Genomic DNA, 16,876 nt, shown 5'->3' on the forward strand with positions numbered 1-16,876 from the left:
GGCCTTTGGAAACCATTACGTTTGAATCGGGATCAAAGGGACTGAGTCCTTTTGCGGGGTTCCGGGGCAGCGCCCCGGAAGTGTCAGCCTTACTGACGCGCGGAATAAATCTCGCTCAGACGATCCGGCGTACCTGCAATACGCTCCAGATGCGGGTAACGCAGACCGTCATGATAGGGGATGGAGACCGTGGTGACATGGTCGCCAGACTTCACGATCAGACGAATATCCTGCTTCGGGTCCTTCTGCGCGTCCGTGACGGCATGGAGCAGACGCTGCGGCGTGAAGCTCATGTCGTTGACAGCCACGATCGTCACGCCCGGAACCAGCCCTGCCTTGAAGGCCGGGCTCATCCAGTGCTCACGTCCCACATGCCCGGTCGCATTGACCGTCAGGCCGAGCGAGAAGGACAGGTCCGTGGTGTGGCGTGCGGCTTCGCTGGCCTTGATGAAGGCGGTCGGCTTGGACGTATAGACCAGCTTGTACCCACCATTGGTCAGGCCGTTGAGCGGCGCGTGCGGCTGGATCGTGTCCAGACGGTCGTGCAGGAACTTGGCCCAGTCATAGGGCTGCACGCTGTTGAGCGTGGCGACCACATCGTCGAACTGATAGGGGCTGACGACGAAGCTGCCGCTGTTGGTGCCGAAGAAGGCCTTTGCGAAGTCATCAAGCGACTTGTGATCGTTGGAGAGCTTGCGGATCAGAGCATCGGCATCCAGCCAGACAAGCTGCCCTTCAACGTAATAGTCCTCCGAACGCTGCCAGTCGCGCCATGACAGCGGGGCACGCTGTGCAATTACGGGATCGTTCGTCGTGTCTTCCAGCGGACGCCACTGACGACCCGTCTGGTTGTCATAGGACGCCGCCATATAGGCCAGCGCCTCGAAACCCTGATCCTTCGTCACGAGACCCGTACGTGCGGCGAGGACATTGCCCCAATACTGTGTCTGGCCTTCATAAACCCACAGCATGGACCCGCGCTGCGGTGTGTTGAAGTTGGGCGCCCACAGATCGGCCGGACGGCGATACTTGCCGTTCCAGGAGTGGGTGTATTCATGGGCGAGAAGGTCACGCTCGGGGAATGTCTTGTCCCACTCCGTGAAATAGCCCGGAGCAGCGCTGTTTTCGCTGGACTGATGATGTTCGAGACCGATGCTGCCCAGTTCATCCGTCAGGGCGAGAAGAAAATCGTAATGGTCGTAGTGGTGCGAGGCGAACAGCGTTGTGGCCTGCCGGACGAGGTTCTGATGGGCCGCAATCTGAGACGGCGTTGCATCCAGCGAGTCCGGCTCGTCTGCCACGACATCCAGCGAGACCGGAACATGATCGGGGCCGGTCAGGTCGAACTTGCGGAAATAACGTCCGGCAAAGATCGGAGAGTCGACAAGCGTATTGAACGTCGTGGCATTGAAATGCGTTTCGTCACCATACACTCCGGCGCGAAGGGCCGAGCCGATCTGCCAGCCATGCGGAATGCGTACGGAGGGCTGAACCGTAATGCCACGGGTGAAATATCCCGCCGGATAGAGCGAAACCTGATCCCACTGCACATTGACGATGGACGGTGTCATGACCACACGGCCCTGACCCGGCGAAATCGGTGTCAGGAGCTGGAAATGAAGGTCCAGCGTCGGGGTGCTGGCAGAAACGGGGATATGGAATGCAGCCACGTTGACTGTGTCGCGCTTCCAGTCCAGCGTACGACCGTTGCTCTGCACATGCAGGCTGGCGAGCTGTTCGATCACGCCTGTGGGAGAATGATCGCCCGGAATCCACATCGGGTACAGAAGGACCATTTCTCCCTTCTGCTGCGCCTCTTTCGGTACCGGAACCGTCTCATGAATGGACATCACATGATGCAGCGTATCCGTCGCATCAACCGAGACCGTCATGGTTCCGGGAAACGCCCGATCCTGCGGTTCAGGAATGGCGGCGGGCATGGGGAGCGGCATGGGCTGGGACTGCGCGAGAGCTGGCGGAACAAGGCTGGTGAATGTCGCGAGTGCGACTAAAGTCCGTATGGAGGGCATGGATATGGTCCGACAGGAGATCTATGATGTTAAAAGAAATAACGATATTGATAGGAGTCAACAAGAGTTTTAAAAAATATAACGGTTAACTCGGCATTCAATCAGGTTTATTAAAACATTAAATATTATTATATGGAGATTTTATGATAGTAAAATGCATAACGATGCAAAAAGATGAGAATAATACATTGCTTCCATGGATAAAGTACCATGGTTATTTATTTGGATTTGAAAATATAGTTGTGTTTGATAATGGGAGTACCATTCAGTCTGTTATTGATAATTTATTGTTATTAGAAAGTGTAGGTGGGACAGTTATTTGGGGGTATCGGGACTCTCAACATTTCCATGACAAGGGAGATATCATTGCCAGATTTATAAAAAATCTTGATGAATCTGGCGAAGAATACGATTTTGCATTTCCAATGGATGCTGATGAGTTTTTGGGTGTCTGCAGCAATGGAAATATTTTAGCAAATAAAAATAGTATTCATTCACATTTAGAACGCTTGGATAGATTGGAGGGTCCATTCAGAATAACGATGGATCTGTTCAATATCGTCAATAGTCCTGGGTGGTACTGGCCACAACCATCAGGAAAGGTTTTTGTTAGAAAAGATACACTTAAAAAATTAGATCACGGTTTTCACTTTTGTGAGACTGTTCTCGGCTCTACGGAAATAAATACGCAATTTATCTATTTTCATTATCACCATAAACCTTACAATGACTTCATCCGCGGAGCATATAATAAATTAGCTCCGTTTGTTGATATCAATGATTCTGAAGCCTTGAAAAATTTTCAAGGCCCTGGCGGACATTTGCTGGGCCGACTGACCGAAGGAGAAAGTTGGTTTAATCAACGCTTGTCAAAAGCTTTGAGGGTCTATGTTCCAGACATCCCTCATATTTTGGGAATGCTGGGATTGGAAAATCCCCTGTTTTCGTGTCGAGAAGCCGATCAAGCTGTTCCCGCGATGGCTGTTGCGGATAGTGCTGATGATGAAGGCGTCGTACGAGAATATAAAATATTCGATGCAAAAAAATATCTTGCCAATTGGCCTCATATAGCTGCCGATGGGATTGATCCGTTCAGGCATTATGTTTATTTTGGTTATAATGAAGGATTGTCTTTATAACTGAAATAAAACTGACAGATTACTATATCAAGGATGTGTGTAGTGGATAACAAAAAAAATATTATACATTCTATTGATAATGTATATTTCAAAGATGGTCACTTGAAGGTTGACGGGTGGGCCTTTGGCGAAGATTATCCAATCATTTCAATGACTGTTCAATTTGAAGAAAAATTTAAAACAGAGCACAGCTTTGTTATAAATTATTTGAATAGTTCAGATGTCGTAAGCCATTTTGGCGAAAAAGCTACAAAATCCAGATTTTCTATTGGGATAAAAATAGAAAATCTCAAAGACTTGGCTATTGTTACAAAAGCCAAGATTGTTTTTTGTTTTTATGATAATTCTATAGAATCTATCAGAATTTTTTCTGATAAAGTTTCACAATTTATTGGTCAAAAGAATTTTTCTGTTGGTGTTTCAGTTACAACCTATAATAGATCTAAATTATTAATTGAAAATTTAAATAAAATAAAAGAGAATTCATTTTTTGATATTGATTTAATTATCTCTGATGACGGATCTGTTGATGAAACTAAAGATCTTCTGAAGGATTTGGGTGGAATATATTGGGCTAGTTCTGAAAACAAAGGTGTGGCATGGAATAAAAACAGAGCATTATTTTTTTCAAATGAAATTTTATCCAATTCGCTAACTCTTTTAATGGAAGACGATGTTTTCCCGACAAAATTTGGCTGGGATATAGATTGGGTACTGTCATCAGCTCTTTACGGTCACATTAATTTCGATCCCCCCTGGTTTGGCCCAGCCAGCGAGGGAATGGGGCAATGGAATCAGCCTTACAAATCGGGTTATCTGAGCGGTCAGTGCTCAGGTTTTACAAAAGAAGTTCTTGCCTATGTCGGCTATCTGGATAGCAGATTTGGTCGGTATGGACACGAGCATGTCGAGCATACAATGAGGATGATTCGTGCGGGTTATGGCGGCGAAATAATAAAAGAAAATTCGCCAGAGTGCGTATTTTATTCCATCTCAGGGAATATAGAGGTCTCCCCAAGCGAAAGCTCTTTCCAACAGGAAGATGTTGATCGCAACGGGGAGGTATTATCTCAGATTTGGAATGAAAGCATCTATAGAGCGCCTTGGCGGAATGATGATGAAATGAGAATTTTCAGAAAAGAAATTCAGGGGTTCGTAAAAAACCAGTGATGTTTATGTGGTCTCTACAGACCAGCCACTGACTGTAGGGCTGGCCTTGAGTGCTACCGCATTTGGCAGGCGGACATTTGCCGGAAGTCCCATTCCGGCGCGTATTCCCCGAAACAATGCGCCGTGAGCGACAAAGAGCGGTGTTCCGTCTTTGTCGAGTTCGGCGTTGATCGTTGAGATGGCGCGAACGGAGAGGTCTGTGAAGCTTTCTCCGTTTTCCAGATGTTGCCCTTCTTCAATCCAGGACTTAAACCATTCGTCCATGGGAGCGCCTTCATAGAGGCCGAAGCAGACCTCTATAAGGCCTGCATTGATTTCTAGGGGAATTTTGATCCCCGTACGGTCGTGGATCGTATCCTGTGCATATTGCGCTGTGACCAAAGCCCGCTTCAGGGGCGATGAGACAATTCGGTCAAACGGGCGCTTGCCGTTGCGGAATAAGGGGGCAAGTGCTTCTCCTGCACGCACGGCCTGGGCGATGCCCGTCTCGTTGAGAGGGATATCCGTTCTGCCCTGCGCCAGTCCCCGGGCGTTCCAGTCGGTCTCACCATGACGCAGATACCAGTAGGGCTTGGGGATAATCTGGGTCATGGGCAAGTCCGTTCACGAAGAGGGGGCGTGAGGGTGGACCGGTGGACGCTCAGTCGAACAGTGAGGAAACCGAGCTTTCATCGGCCACGGCGCTCATAGCCCGGGCGAGAAGGTTGGCTGTCGTGATCTGACGGATATTCGGGGTCTCGAGGAGGGCCTCGGTCGCCGGAATACTGTCCGTCAGCGTCAGCATGTTCAACGGACTGTCTTTCACGCGCTGGCAGGCATTGCCAGTCAGAACGCCGTGAGTGACGTAAGCTTCGACGCCTTCCGCCCCACGGGCCATGAGTGCGTTGGCGGCGTTGCATAGCGAGCCGCCACTATCGACGATATCGTCGACCAGCACGCAGTAGCGGCCGGCGACGTCACCGATGACGTTCATGACTTCCGAGACACCGGCGCGTTCACGCCGCTTGTCGATGATGGCGAGATCTACGTTCAGGCGCTGTGCGAGCTGTCGCGCACGGACCACGCCGCCAACATCCGGCGAGACGATGATGAGTTCCCGGTCCGGCAGGCGCGTCTTGAGGTCGCGCACGAACAGTGGCGCGGCGTAGAGGTTGTCGGTCGGGATGTCGAAGAAACCCTGGATCTGCATGGCGTGCAAATCCATCGTCAGGATGCGGTTGGCACCAGCTTCCGTCAGAAGGTTCGCCACGAGCTTGGCGCTGATGGGCGTGCGGGGGCCGGATTTGCGATCCTGACGGGCATAACCGAAATACGGCATCACAGCCGTGACGCGCTTGGCCGATCCACGGCGCAGCGCATCCAGCATGACCAGCAGTTCCATGAGATGGTCATTCGTCGGCATGCAGGTGCTCTGTACGACGAAGACATCCTCACCGCGGACGTTTTCCTGAATCTCGACGAAGACTTCGCCATCGGCAAAGCGCTTCACCACGGTCTTGCACAGAGGCATCCGGAGTTCATGGGCGACCGCACGGGCCAGCGGCAGGTTACTGTTGCAGGCTACGATCTTCATGAAAAACGGCCTCGTCCGGTGTCCGACAGGGAAGTTGCTGGCCTTCTAACAGCGCAAAGCCCCCCTGTCATCCGTCGTGTTTCATTCTTTCCGCGCACCAGTTGGCCGGTCACTGCATGCCGTGCCAGCTGGACGCGGTTCGTCAGACGGGGTCAGAACTGCCAGGCCAGACCCGCATGCAGCTTCAGACCGTTGCTCAGGGCGCTTGAGTCGCCCGAATAGGAATAGGCTGTTCCAAATTCAGTGCTGGATTCGGCGTTTCGGTCATGGCCGTAGGAAATATAGGAGTAGTCTCCTCCCGCCGTCAGATGGAGGCGTCGGGTCATACGGTAATCCATGCCAAGGCCACCTTCCCACAGGGGACGTGGCTGGTTGTTGTAGGAAATGCCGGAATTGAGGACTTCCGCCCATCCGAACCGCCCACGCAGGACGAGGCGGGATGTGAGAGCGTAATCGGCCTTCAGGCCAGCGCCCGCGAAGTAACGGCCAGAGCCGTAGCCGAAATCTCCGTCACTGCCGCTCGTGACATATCCGCCCTGAATGAAAGGCGTCAGCAGCAAACTATCGGAGAGCAGAAGAAAGCCCTTGCCGATTTCTCCACGATTGTCCGTGCCGTTGGAGCTGTCGTTTCCGCCCGCGGAGAACCCGTATGGTGCAGAATTGCTGGAATAGCTGCGGTAGTGGGATTTGTAGTTTCTCTGGCCGTCTTCGAGTGAGAAATGGAGCGCGCCGTAAAGGTTCTCGATCCCGAAGGCGTTGAACATGATCGAGGCATCGGCCTGAAAGCCAGGGGTCCAGCCAATGGTGCGGTAGCGCGAGGTGCTTGTTGACTGTGTGATGAAGCCGGAACCGCTATTCTCCATCAGGCGGGAATTGCCGCCGCTGACGCTGTTGCGGAACGTGCCCGTCATCGAAAGGCCGATCTCACGGTTTACGGCAATGACAGGGGCCGGGTCTGCAAAAGCGGCGAGGGGAGCAAGGCCTGCACAGAAACCCAGGCTGGACAGCAGCAAGCGGAAAGAAAGACGCATCGGACACTCCGGATGAAAAGGCCGGAGTGATGTAACAAATTGTATTACATAAAGATACTCAGAGTTACATTAATGGAATGGAACCCCCGTTCTTCTGTATCAGGCCGATTTTTTCGGAGGACCCTTTGTCTCCGGCAGCGGGGCATGTTCGCGGCCGGAATAGTTGGTGACGATGGTCCGGACGCCCTGGGCGGCTTCTTCGGCAGCCATGTCCGCCGTATCGCCCCATGCACCGTCCAGTGAATGAGGGGCGATATCGTGCAACTGCGTGGCGGCGCCTGCTTCTTTCCCATCCGGTGTCAGGACATGCCAGACGATCTCGATATGATCGACCGGGTGACCGGTGTTGCCCGCGGTGCCCGTTTTGAGATCGACCTTTCCGCGTACGATGAAGTCTGCGCCTTTTTCCGTTGTCGTGACCGTGTTGGTTTTGTCGGGAAAGGACGAATAGAACGCGCGGGCGAGGGATATATTTCCGTCTCCGGGGGCGCCGGTAACGCCCTTGAAACAGATCTTCGCGGGGCGGTTCATGAGGCTGTGCGGGTCCTGCTGCATCATGTTCGCCTGAATGCCCGTCAGCAGGGTCGCAAGCTGGGGCGCTTCCTGTATGGCGGCGTCCTGAAGCGCCAGTCGGTCTCCTGCGCTCCAGGATGCCATATCCACGGCCGCCCCGTCCGTTTCCGCTCGCGCTTTTCCTTCCGGGGTCATGATGACGTAGTGGGGGACGACCGTATTTCCGTGAGTCGTCGCACTTAGCTTCACCCACCAGTCTCCCTTTTTGCGGGGCTGTGCGATGGCGGGAACGGATTGGTTGACCATGGCCTGTGCCACATCATGGGCCCAGAGCGCGGCCGCATCGTCAGACAGTAGCGCGTTTGGCGGAGTTGGGACGGCGAGGCGGGCAGGAGGGAGGTTGGCTGCCGTGAGGTATCTGGCCTGCTGTCCGGGATCGGCGAAGGGGCGGGAAAGGCTGAAACAGCCCCCCAGAGCCAGTGGGAGGGCCAGCGGGAGACAGAGAGGCAGCAGGGCAGAACGGAAACGGCGCATCGGGGCTCCGGCAACAGGACGGTGACCTGACGGACTGTATGGGATTGCGGCTCCGATGTCGAAGCCGCGCCCTCCGCTTGATACCGTGCCCTTACCGGCGGATCAGGATGTAGTTGATCGTGACGTCGATATCGAAATGGTCACCCTTCATATCCGGCGGGACCGGCGGCAGATGTGCGCCTTGGAACATGCCGGTCGTCGCCGCATCCAGCGAATAGGAGCCGGACTGGCTCATGAGACGGACGGATTTCACATGGCCCGACCGGTCCAGCACGACATGCACCGAGGATGGGCCATCCTCGCCAGCGCGAGCGGCTTCTTCCGGATAGTACATATGCGCCCGGATCCAGCGGTCGATTTCCCCGCCGTAATCCTCGCTGACGCCCTTGACGCTGGTGCGGGTCTGATACGGTGCGTTGATGGCGCCGTTCAGACTGAGCGGCCCAAGAGACATGTCGATCGGCCCACCAGACCCCGAAGCGCGGCCACGGTGGCGACGATAGGGCGACGGCTGTTCACCGAAGGACAGATCCATCGGATGTGCGAACGGATTGTTCCGGTCGGAGCGAACCGACCGCTGCGCGTGATGAGCATGTGGCGACGTCTGCTGGCTGCGGCGGCTTGGCGCTGCTCCGGGGGTAATGGGGGCCGGGGTGGGGGCTGTCTTGGGCAGTTCGGCTGAGGGTTCTTCTGGCACTTCAGGCGCGGACGGTGTCTCAGGCGTCGGAACGGCAGGCGTCGGAGTGGACTGCTCCTTTTGCGGCTGCTGCTGGTCTTCCTGTGTTTCCTGCGGGCTCTGGGCTGAGGGAGGAGGGGGCGCACCGCCTTCTTCATGCGCCCGTGGCCCGCGCATGCTGCTTTTCGAAGGCGGCGTATCGAAAACCATCTCGACCTGCGGCTGCTCCTGTCCCGCAGGCGAGCCATGCATGCCCTGATGCTGCATCAGCAGGAAGGCCAGAATGGCTGCGTGAAGTCCCGCCGAGAAAATGAACGGAACCGTAGGACCGTTCTCGACAATGGTTTGCGGACGCATCATCGGCGTCAGCACCGGACGGACCCGGATTGCGGGCGGGACGTAATCTCTCAGGCGTTCGCGCGTCCCGGCCGGGGCGTGCTGCGGACGTGCGGGGGCAGTCCGCGCCGAGGGGGCGAAGAGCTGCGGCTCGCGCTTCTGCGGCTTTCCGGACGTAACTGTGGCTGTTCCGCTCATGGGCGGGGCCGTCCGTCGGGAAAGGACCTGGCAGAAAACAGCCGGTCGGCAAGGAGAAGGTGGCGTCGCATCATCGCCAGACCTTTTGCACCAGGGCGGTCGGGGTTGTCATCCGGCAGGCTGGTTATCCGGGGCTGGGGGTGGGCGTCTGTCTTGGCATATCATGGCAGTAATGAGAGACCCACGAAAGACACAAAGAGTCACCCGAACCTTAACTTCCGGAAAGGCGCATGTCTGATGGCTGATTATGCCACACTTCTTGGCTCCGATCCCGGTCTGGCGGCGGCCATGGCGCGTATTGGACCCTGCACCCTGAGGGGTGATGACGGGCAGGAGCCTTATGATGCCCTTCTGCGCGCCATCGCCGGGCAACAGCTTCATGGAGCGGCGGCGCGGAAGATTTTCGGACGCCTCTGCGTTCTGGGAGAGCAGGGTACCGTGGATGGAGCGCCGCCAGCGCCCGGACGGCTTCTGGAACTGCCCGAAGAAAGCCTCCGTGGCTGCGGTCTTTCGGGAAACAAGCTTCTGGCCATGCGCGGTGTTGCACAGGCTCGTCTGGACGGAACTGTTCCCAGCCGCGCGGAGGCTGGGAGCATGACGGATGAAGAACTGATCGCGCGTCTCGTGACCCTGCGAGGAATCGGACGCTGGACCGTCGAGATGCTGCTGATGTTTACGCTGAACCGCCCGGACGTGATGCCCGTCGATGATTTTGGCGTTCGGGAAGGTTGGCGGCGCCTGCGGGGGATGGAACTGCCTCCCAAACCAAAAGCGCTGAAAGAAGAGACGGCCCGCTTTTCCCCCTATCGATCAACCTTGGCCTGGTACTGCTGGCGTATGGCGGAAGAAGGAAAAAAGACGGCTCCCAATCCTCTGACGGCCTGAGGTGGATCAGGATGCTTCCATGACAACTGGCATCGTCGCCATGAACTGACGGGTGTCTTCGGGAGAAAGGGGGCGGGACAGCAGATAACCCTGAACCTCCGTGCAGCCTAGACGTTTGAGATAGGAGAGCTGCTCCTGACTTTCCACACCTTCCGCGGTCACGGCTACGCCCAGATCGATCGATAGATCAACCACGGCGCGCACGATGGACGCTGCGCGGGATTCGCGGAGCATGTCCCTGACGAACAGACCATCCAGCTTGATTTTTGAGAATGGGAAGAAGCGCAGATATCCGAGAGACGAGAAGCCCTTGCCGAAATCGTCGAGCGCAATGGAAATCCCGGCGCTCTGCAGGCGGCTGAGCAGCGTGAAGGTTGCGGCATCCGGCTCCATGAAGATGTTTTCGGTCATCTCGATCTGAAGGCAGCGGGCGGGAAAGCCGGTTTTTTCCAAAACCCGGAACGTGTCCTTGAGGAAGGTTGGGGCCTCAAGCTGCCCGACGGAGACATTGATGGACAGCACCAACCCGTCTTCCCATTCGCTGGCAAAGAGGCAGGCCCGTTCCATGACATAGACGCCGAGCTTCTGGATCAGTCCGGCTTCCTCGGCAAGCTGGATGATCCGCTCGGGGGGGACGCGGCCATATTCGGGATGGGACCAGCGGATCAGCGCCTCGAACCCGCAGAGCTTCTGGCTCTGGGTGTTGAAGAAAGGCTGATAGACAATGCCCAGACCGCCTTCCTCCAACGCCTGGGGGAGCGCACGGATCAGGTCCCGGTTTCGTTTGGCGACGGTTCGCAGTTCCGGGTTGTAGAAGCGATGCGTGTGGCCTCCGAGGCTCTTGGCCTCGTAAAGCGCCAGATCGCTGGCTTCCAGCAGGCTTCCCACACGTTCCGAGCCGCCGATGGACAGCACGATTCCTACGCTGAGGCCGACTGCGCAGCGCACACCTTCGCCCACCCGGATGGGCACGTTCGTCAGCGCATTGATCAGCCCGGACGCGGTGGCAGAAGCTTGGGCTGGTGTTGTCTGGCGTTCAAGCAGCATGAATTCGTCGCCGCCAAAACGGTAGAGCCTGTGGCGCTCGCTCAGGGTGCGGCTCAGGACAACCGTGACTTTCCGGAGCATTTCGTCGCCGGCGGAATGGCCGTGCCGGTCGTTGATCTGTTTGAAGCCGTCCAGATCGAGGTTGAGCAGTGCAAACGCTTCTCCTGTGCGTGCGGCCTCGATGAGGTAGGTTTCCATATCATCGAGGAAAGCGCCGCGGTTGGGCAAACCGGTCAGCAGATCATGCCGTGCCCTGAAAGACGCGCTTTCCTGCGCCCAGTGCGTCTGGGTCACATCCGTTCCAACGCCACGATAGCCGACGAAGATGCGGTCCTGAAAAACCGGACGCCCGCTGAGCGACCAGAAGCGCTGCTGACCCTGCAGGGTGCCGGACACCACGATGTCGCGGAAGAAAATCCGGTTGTCGAGGCACTGCCGCAGACGTCCAAGCCCTGTCCGTTCATCGCCGTCAAAAGCGGCCGGGCCGGCCAGATCAGACAGGATGTCAAAGAAGATGCGGGTTTCAAGCCACTCGCGGCTGTTGCCGAAGGCCGAGGCCAGACTGGCTGACACATTGCGCAGGCTTCCGGACGCGCAGGTCTCCCACAGCCAGTCGCCAGTGTCGTCATCCGCGTTGCGGAGCAGGAGCTGGACGATGCTGTTGCGCTGTTCGAGGGAATACCGGCTGACCAGAAAAGCCGTGAACAGGGTGCGGACGGCCATCGTCAGGGACAGGACAAAGAACAGATAAACCGCCATTTCGATGGCGATGTAAAAATAGAAAATGCCGTGGTCGATCGTCCATGCTTCGAACAGGGCACCGCCGCAGGACAGAATGAGCATGGAGGCAATGATTTCCCCCATGCCCGTCAGAGGAACCAGTGTAATGGTCGTCGCGGTCAACCCGACCATGATGCCGGCGACCAGAACCCGGTCATTCGCGTCTCCGTAAGGAAATACGACCGGAGGCAGGGTGACCCAGCACAGGGCGAATGCGAAATTCAGACCCTTGAGAATCCATGACTGCCGGGTGTCGACCAGTTTTTCGGTGGGGATTGCATAAAAGCAGATGTTGTAAAGTGCGAGCAGGAGCAGGACTGTTCCGCACAGAATCGCGCCGTAAAAAGGATAGTTCCGCATCAGGCAAAGGCCTGCGATCGGGCCACAGCTGATCTGGGGGACGAAATGGAAGAAGTTCAGACCGCGCAGAACTCTGCAACGCGAAAGGCGGATCTCTTCTTCTGCGCCTGCCGGGATCTCGGCCCGGAAGGGAAAAAGTCGCGCAAACCGCATTTGTTTCAGCAGGGTCAGGACGGCTGTCATTATGTCGCGCATGGCGGGAAGGCGACAACGGGAGCCGGTGAGACAGGCAAAGACATCATGAACCTTCCCAATAGCGGAGGAGGGGGCCACGATGACAGGAATTTATGAAGTTTTTCTTTGCAGAGAGCGAATCTGTTGCAGGCAACATCTCCGCGCCTCGGGTATGGCGCCCCGGACACGGAGATAGCTGTTAAAGAGTTAAGGTTTCGTTAGTGTGCCATTTCCGGCGTCGTGGCGTAAATCTCGTGGCTGGCTTTTTCAAACATTTCAATGCATTCGCGCATATTGGCTGTCAGCGCGGCACGGGTGATGTCCGGGTCGTTGGACGGATAATACCCGCGGGCCAGATCCTCATCGATTTCCAGATGGGACGGGCCGTCATGTTCGTGCTCATCATGCGCCAGACCCCATGTCCAGTGCTTCTTTGCGAACAGGTTGGTGAATTTCGGTGCATGGCACAGATAGGCGGCCAGCTCTTCGGCGATGTATTCGACGGCTGCGAGCCAGGAGAAGAAGACCACGGGATCTTCACTGTCTGCATTGGCGATCAGCTTCTGGACCGTGGGAAGCGTGTCGTAATGCGTTCCGTACAGGTCGAGGCCGAATTCTTTTGCGCCATCGGCCCAGAGAATGGCGTGTGAGCCTTCTTCTTCCTTCATTTCCCGCACGGCTTCACGCGCTTCTGAAAAGAAGGTCTTGATCCGGGTCTGCCCGAAGCGCTGGACGAGCGGTTTGATGGGAAGATGGCCGACGCGCACGTCAATAGCGCGCTCGAAAGCCTGAATAAAAGGCCACCAGCCGATCATCATGGCCTTAATAGTCTCTTTATCGCCATGGGCTGCGCCCCGGGCCAATGCGGAAGAATAGATTTTCTCCCGTGTAAAGACACGCATTTCGGCACGATTTACCAAGGGCTCGGAGAACAGTAGAGCGTACATCCGCGTAATCCTGAAGAAGTTTATTACATGCGCCGTTCCGGCAGTGATGTTGTAGTCGTTAATTTTTCAGAAAAGTAACTTTTTTACTTTAATTATAATTGAATTTTTTTAAATTACCAAAATATTAATATATTAGATTTTCACTATGTTGCTTAATCGAAACGATTTGATTCCTGAAAAACTGCCGTCTATCTGATTGATTTGATTTCGTAACGTCTTTTACCGGGCTGGAATCTGAAGAAATTCCATCATTTCTTTCAGAAAAGCCCGGGGCTGTTCCACATGCAGCCAGTGCCCGGCATCGGGCAGGGAGCGGATCAGCGCCTGCGGGAAGAGCGCCCGGATATGATCGTGATGTTCGGGCAGGACATAGGGCGAGGCTCCGCCGCGCAGAAAAAGAACAGGCCCTTCGTAAGGGGCAATCTGAAGGTCGGGCCAGCTTTCGATGTCATGAATGTCGCGGGAAAGCGCGTCAAAACCGATGCTCCAGCCCGGAGAATCGCCCAGCCGGATGTTTTGCAGCAGGAGTTCGGCGACGGGACGGCTGCCTGTGATGGGCTCCAGAAGAGCCAGCCCTTCCCGCCGCTCCAGCGAGGGAGGGAATGTGAGGGTTTCGAGCTTCGAGATCATCTCGCGTTGCCCATGTCCTGTTCGGGCCGGGGCGATGTCTGCAACGAGCAGCTTCGTGACACGCTCCGGGGCGGCGAGGGCGAGCATCATGCCGACCTTGCCTCCCATGGAGTGTCCGACGACCGCAAAGCGCTCGATTCCCAGATCGTCCAGCGTTTCCAGAACGTCCTGTGCCATGAGGGCATAGCTGGCGGGGCCGTGCGGGCTGTGGCCGTGGTTGCGCAGATCCAGCGCCAGCGTCCGGAAGGTTGCAGACGCGCCGCGTTGGAGAAAGCCGAGATTCCGGGCCCGCCCGAACAGTCCATGCAGGAAAACGACCGTCTCCGGGCCTTCGCCGCGTTCGATGGCATGCAGTTTCATCGGTGATCCTTCCATGACAGCTGTTGATCGGCAGCGCGCTTGCCGTCAAACAGGATCACACCTGCCGCCCGGGAGCCCGCTTGTCCACCAGTCCCGCCCCTTTTCAGGACCGTTCGCGCATCCTGCGCCAGCGGTTGAACCGCTTTCAGGCGCGGCTGTTTCCTCACGCCCCCCTGAATCTGCGGACACTGGTGCGTGGCAACGAGATCTGGCTGAGCGTGCTGGCTGGGTTTGTCGGAATTCTGTCGGGGCTGTGTGTGGTCGTCATGACCCATCTCACGTTCTGGATGCACAGACTGCTTTTTGGCGTTTCGGGTGTGTCTGGTGGTCATCTGTCCGGGCTGAGCGCCCTGCCTCCTCTTCGCACAGTTGTTGTGTTGAGTGGTGGTGGGCTGATGATCGGCCTGTTCGGGGTGCTGATCGCAAAAATTATGCCGCGCAGCCCTGTGGACCCCATCGAGGCGAATGCGCTGCATGGCGGACGTATGTCGGTACGGGACAGTCTGGTCATTGTCTGTCAGACGGTTCTGTCCAATGGCGTGGGCGGCTCCATCGGGCTTGAAGCCGGGTTTACCCAGATCGCGGCAGCGTTTGGCTCGCGGATCGGGCGCTCCTTCCGGGTGCGTCGTGAGGATCTGCGGGTGCTGGTGGGAGCCGGGACCGGGGCCGCGATCGGGGCGGCGTTCGATGCGCCAGTGGCTGGTGCGTTCTATGCGTTTGAACTGGTGATTGGGTCTTATTCTCTGGGCAGTCTGTCCCCTGTGGCCGTGGCAGCGTTGGCGGGTGTGGGCGTGACGCGCTTTCTGGGCAGTGTGCCGCCGGGCATCGTTATTCCGTCTCCCGGAGACCTGTCGTGGGAAGGAACGGCCGGCGCAGTTCTCATCAGTGTTCTCACGGCGCTGACGGCCATCGGGCTGATGTTCTGCGTTACACAGACGGAGGGGTTGTTCCGGCGCATGCCCGGCCCGGTCTGGCTACGTCCGGCGGTGGGCGGGCTGATCGTGGGAGGGCTGGCAACGCTCCATCCGTCCGTTCTGTCCGCAGGGCATGAAGCAATGCGGACAGTCTTTGCGGGGAATGTTACCGCGCGAATGGCCGTCGTGCTTTTGCTCCTGAAAGCGCTGGCATCGTGCCTGTGTATCGGGTCGGGGTTTCGCGGGGGGCTGTTTTTCGCCTCATTGTATCTCGGATCACTGGCCGGGACGATCTATGGCACGCTTCTGGCGCCGCTGGGCGTTGCGCCGGATTCCGTTACGGCCTGCGCGTTGATTGGCATGAGCGCCATGGCCGTGGCGGTCATTGGTAGTCCCATGACGATGGTGTGCCTGATGCTGGAACTGACCGGCAGCGTGTCCATGAGTGGTGCCACGCTGGTGGCCGCAGTGCTCTCCCTGCTCACGGTGCGGCGCCTGTTCGGCTACAGCTTTGCAACATGGCGCTTTCATCTGCGGGGCGAATCCATCCGCTCTGCAGTCGATATCGGCTGGATGCGCTCTCTGAATGTGCGCCGGATGATGCGTGGACAGGTCCGGACCCTTCCGGCGGAGACGTCCGTAAGCCGGGCGCAGACGCTGTTGCCACCCGGTTCGGCCCAGCGGATCGTGCTGCTTGACGAAGCGGGTCATTATGACGGCATCGTTCATCTGGCGGAACTGCATGCTGCGCCTTCCGACCAGACGCCGATCAGAACGCTGGCCCTGTTCCGTAACGCCATGCTCACACCGCTCATGAATGTCCGCGAGGCGATCGAACTGTTCGAAAAAGCCGAGGCCGATGCGCTTGTGGTCGTCGAGGACCCGCAGTCCCGGCAGGTGATCGGAACTCTGACCGAACAGCACGCCCTGCGCCGCTATGCTGAGGAACTTGAACGCAGCCGCAGAAGCCTCGCGGGCGACGACAGCCTGCCAACCTGACCCGGCTCCGGCTTGCCCCCTTGGCATCGGGCCGTTCCCGCTTCAACATATAGTCCTATCAGATGCCCGTTCCGGGCGTTCTAACCGGAGATTTTCCCATGACCGCGACCCCCGAATCCCGCCTCGCTGCCCTCGACATCACGCTGCCGGTCGCAGCTGCTCCGGTTGCGAACTACGTCACGACCGTGCGGACGGGAAATCTGCTCGTCGTGTCCGGTCAGCTCCCGCTGGTGGACGGCAAGCTGCTTATTACGGGCAAGCTCGGTGACGAAGTTTCGGCCCATGCCGGTGTGGCCTGTGCCCGCGCCTGCCTTATCAATGTTCTGGCGCAGGCCAAGGCCGCGCTCGACGGCGATCTTTCCCGTATCACGCGCGTTGTCCGTCTGGGCGGCTTCATTGCCTGCACGCCGGAATTCACCGACCACGCCACCGTCATGAACGGTGCCTCCGATCTGGCTGTGGACGTGTTCGGTGACGCCGGACGCCATGCACGCTCCACCATCGGTGTGCCGAGCCTGCCCGTGAATGCCCCGGTCGAAGTCGAGGCGCTGTTCGAAATCGCCTGATACGGGAGAGACCG

General features: G+C 57.1%; 14 protein-coding genes. 5 read left to right on the forward strand and 9 right to left on the reverse strand.

Going from position 1 to position 16,876, the window contains the following annotated elements; all coding sequences use genetic code 11:
* Positions 1-89 precede the first annotated feature (89 nt).
* A complete protein-coding gene (locus tag JK208_RS06180; protein WP_211574951.1) occupies positions 90-2,030 on the reverse strand; it encodes a M61 family metallopeptidase in 1,941 nt (646 codons plus the stop codon).
* A 164-nt stretch (positions 2,031-2,194) separates the two neighbouring features.
* Between JK208_RS06180 and JK208_RS06185 the strand changes: the two genes are divergently transcribed.
* Positions 2,195-3,169: a glycosyltransferase family 2 protein gene (locus tag JK208_RS06185; protein WP_211571281.1), complete on the forward strand. Its 975-nt coding sequence runs from the start codon at positions 2,195-2,197 to the stop codon at positions 3,167-3,169.
* A 42-nt stretch (positions 3,170-3,211) separates the two neighbouring features.
* Complete coding sequence (locus tag JK208_RS06190) at positions 3,212-4,339, forward strand: glycosyltransferase (protein WP_211574957.1); 1,128 nt, start codon at positions 3,212-3,214, stop codon at positions 4,337-4,339.
* Between the two features lie 3 nt (positions 4,340-4,342).
* Here the strand turns inward: JK208_RS06190 and JK208_RS06195 are convergent, their stop codons facing one another.
* From JK208_RS06195 to JK208_RS06215, 5 genes are all read right to left on the reverse strand, one after another.
* Complete coding sequence (locus JK208_RS06195; RefSeq protein ID WP_211574959.1) at positions 4,343-4,930, reverse strand: histidine phosphatase family protein; 588 nt, start codon at positions 4,928-4,930, stop codon at positions 4,343-4,345.
* A 49-nt stretch (positions 4,931-4,979) separates the two neighbouring features.
* A complete protein-coding gene (locus JK208_RS06200; RefSeq protein ID WP_062027866.1) occupies positions 4,980-5,912 on the reverse strand; it encodes a ribose-phosphate pyrophosphokinase in 933 nt (310 codons plus the stop codon).
* Positions 5,913-6,064: 152 nt separating this feature from the next.
* Complete coding sequence (locus JK208_RS06205) at positions 6,065-6,943, reverse strand: hypothetical protein (RefSeq protein WP_211574961.1); 879 nt, start codon at positions 6,941-6,943, stop codon at positions 6,065-6,067.
* Between the two features lie 99 nt (positions 6,944-7,042).
* Positions 7,043-7,990: a hypothetical protein gene (locus tag JK208_RS06210; protein WP_211574963.1), complete on the reverse strand. Its 948-nt coding sequence runs from the start codon at positions 7,988-7,990 to the stop codon at positions 7,043-7,045.
* Positions 7,991-8,081: 91 nt separating this feature from the next.
* Positions 8,082-9,200: an energy transducer TonB gene (locus JK208_RS06215; protein WP_211574965.1), complete on the reverse strand. Its 1,119-nt coding sequence runs from the start codon at positions 9,198-9,200 to the stop codon at positions 8,082-8,084.
* 237 nt (positions 9,201-9,437) lie between these two features.
* Here JK208_RS06215 and JK208_RS06220 point away from each other — a divergent pair, with 237 nt between their 5' ends.
* On the forward strand, positions 9,438-10,085 hold the full coding sequence (locus JK208_RS06220; RefSeq protein WP_211574967.1) for a DNA-3-methyladenine glycosylase: 648 nt from the start codon (positions 9,438-9,440) through the stop codon (positions 10,083-10,085).
* Between the two features lie 6 nt (positions 10,086-10,091).
* On the opposite strand, the gene JK208_RS06225 is transcribed toward JK208_RS06220, so the two are convergent.
* The 3 genes from JK208_RS06225 to JK208_RS06235 all read right to left on the reverse strand — a co-directional run bounded on the left by JK208_RS06225 (position 10,092) and on the right by JK208_RS06235 (position 14,383).
* Positions 10,092-12,455 (reverse strand): bifunctional diguanylate cyclase/phosphodiesterase, encoded by a 2,364-nt coding sequence (locus tag JK208_RS06225; protein WP_211574969.1) that lies wholly within the window; start codon positions 12,453-12,455, stop codon positions 10,092-10,094.
* 209 nt (positions 12,456-12,664) lie between these two features.
* Positions 12,665-13,348: a hypothetical protein gene (locus tag JK208_RS06230; protein WP_228125285.1), complete on the reverse strand. Its 684-nt coding sequence runs from the start codon at positions 13,346-13,348 to the stop codon at positions 12,665-12,667.
* Between the two features lie 264 nt (positions 13,349-13,612).
* Positions 13,613-14,383: an alpha/beta fold hydrolase gene (locus JK208_RS06235; RefSeq protein ID WP_211574971.1), complete on the reverse strand. Its 771-nt coding sequence runs from the start codon at positions 14,381-14,383 to the stop codon at positions 13,613-13,615.
* A gap of 134 nt (positions 14,384-14,517) precedes the next feature.
* Here JK208_RS06235 and JK208_RS06240 point away from each other — a divergent pair, with 134 nt between their 5' ends.
* Both JK208_RS06240 and JK208_RS06245 read left to right on the forward strand, forming a co-directional pair.
* On the forward strand, positions 14,518-16,296 hold the full coding sequence (locus tag JK208_RS06240) for a chloride channel protein (RefSeq protein WP_211575241.1): 1,779 nt from the start codon (positions 14,518-14,520) through the stop codon (positions 16,294-16,296).
* A 98-nt stretch (positions 16,297-16,394) separates the two neighbouring features.
* On the forward strand, positions 16,395-16,862 hold the full coding sequence (locus JK208_RS06245; protein WP_062027944.1) for a RidA family protein: 468 nt from the start codon (positions 16,395-16,397) through the stop codon (positions 16,860-16,862).
* Positions 16,863-16,876: the final 14 nt, after the last annotated feature.

The sequence above is a fragment of the Gluconobacter sp. Dm-74 genome (assembly GCF_018256135.1).
Classification (GTDB): Bacteria; Pseudomonadota; Alphaproteobacteria; order Acetobacterales; family Acetobacteraceae; genus Gluconobacter; species Gluconobacter cadivus.

Bases quoted from the DNA above. Each gene is read 5' to 3' on its own strand.
- JK208_RS06180 (WP_211574951.1), bottom strand. From the start codon at position 2,030: ATGCCCTCCATACGGACTTTAGTCGCACTCGCGACATTCACCAGCCTT.
- JK208_RS06185 (WP_211571281.1), top strand. From the start codon at position 2,195: ATGCAAAAAGATGAGAATAATACATTGCTTCCATGGATAAAGTACCAT.
- JK208_RS06195 (WP_211574959.1), bottom strand. From the start codon at position 4,930: ATGACCCAGATTATCCCCAAGCCCTACTGGTATCTGCGTCATGGTGAG.
- JK208_RS06200 (WP_062027866.1), bottom strand. From the start codon at position 5,912: ATGAAGATCGTAGCCTGCAACAGTAACCTGCCGCTGGCCCGTGCGGTC.
- JK208_RS06205 (WP_211574961.1), bottom strand. From the start codon at position 6,943: ATGCGTCTTTCTTTCCGCTTGCTGCTGTCCAGCCTGGGTTTCTGTGCA.
- JK208_RS06210 (WP_211574963.1), bottom strand. From the start codon at position 7,990: ATGCGCCGTTTCCGTTCTGCCCTGCTGCCTCTCTGTCTCCCGCTGGCC.
- JK208_RS06215 (WP_211574965.1), bottom strand. From the start codon at position 9,200: ATGAGCGGAACAGCCACAGTTACGTCCGGAAAGCCGCAGAAGCGCGAG.
- JK208_RS06220 (WP_211574967.1), top strand. From the start codon at position 9,438: ATGGCTGATTATGCCACACTTCTTGGCTCCGATCCCGGTCTGGCGGCG.
- JK208_RS06225 (WP_211574969.1), bottom strand. From the start codon at position 12,455: ATGACAGCCGTCCTGACCCTGCTGAAACAAATGCGGTTTGCGCGACTT.
- JK208_RS06230 (WP_228125285.1), bottom strand. From the start codon at position 13,348: ATGCGTGTCTTTACACGGGAGAAAATCTATTCTTCCGCATTGGCCCGG.
- JK208_RS06235 (WP_211574971.1), bottom strand. From the start codon at position 14,383: ATGAAACTGCATGCCATCGAACGCGGCGAAGGCCCGGAGACGGTCGTT.
- JK208_RS06245 (WP_062027944.1), top strand. From the start codon at position 16,395: ATGACCGCGACCCCCGAATCCCGCCTCGCTGCCCTCGACATCACGCTG.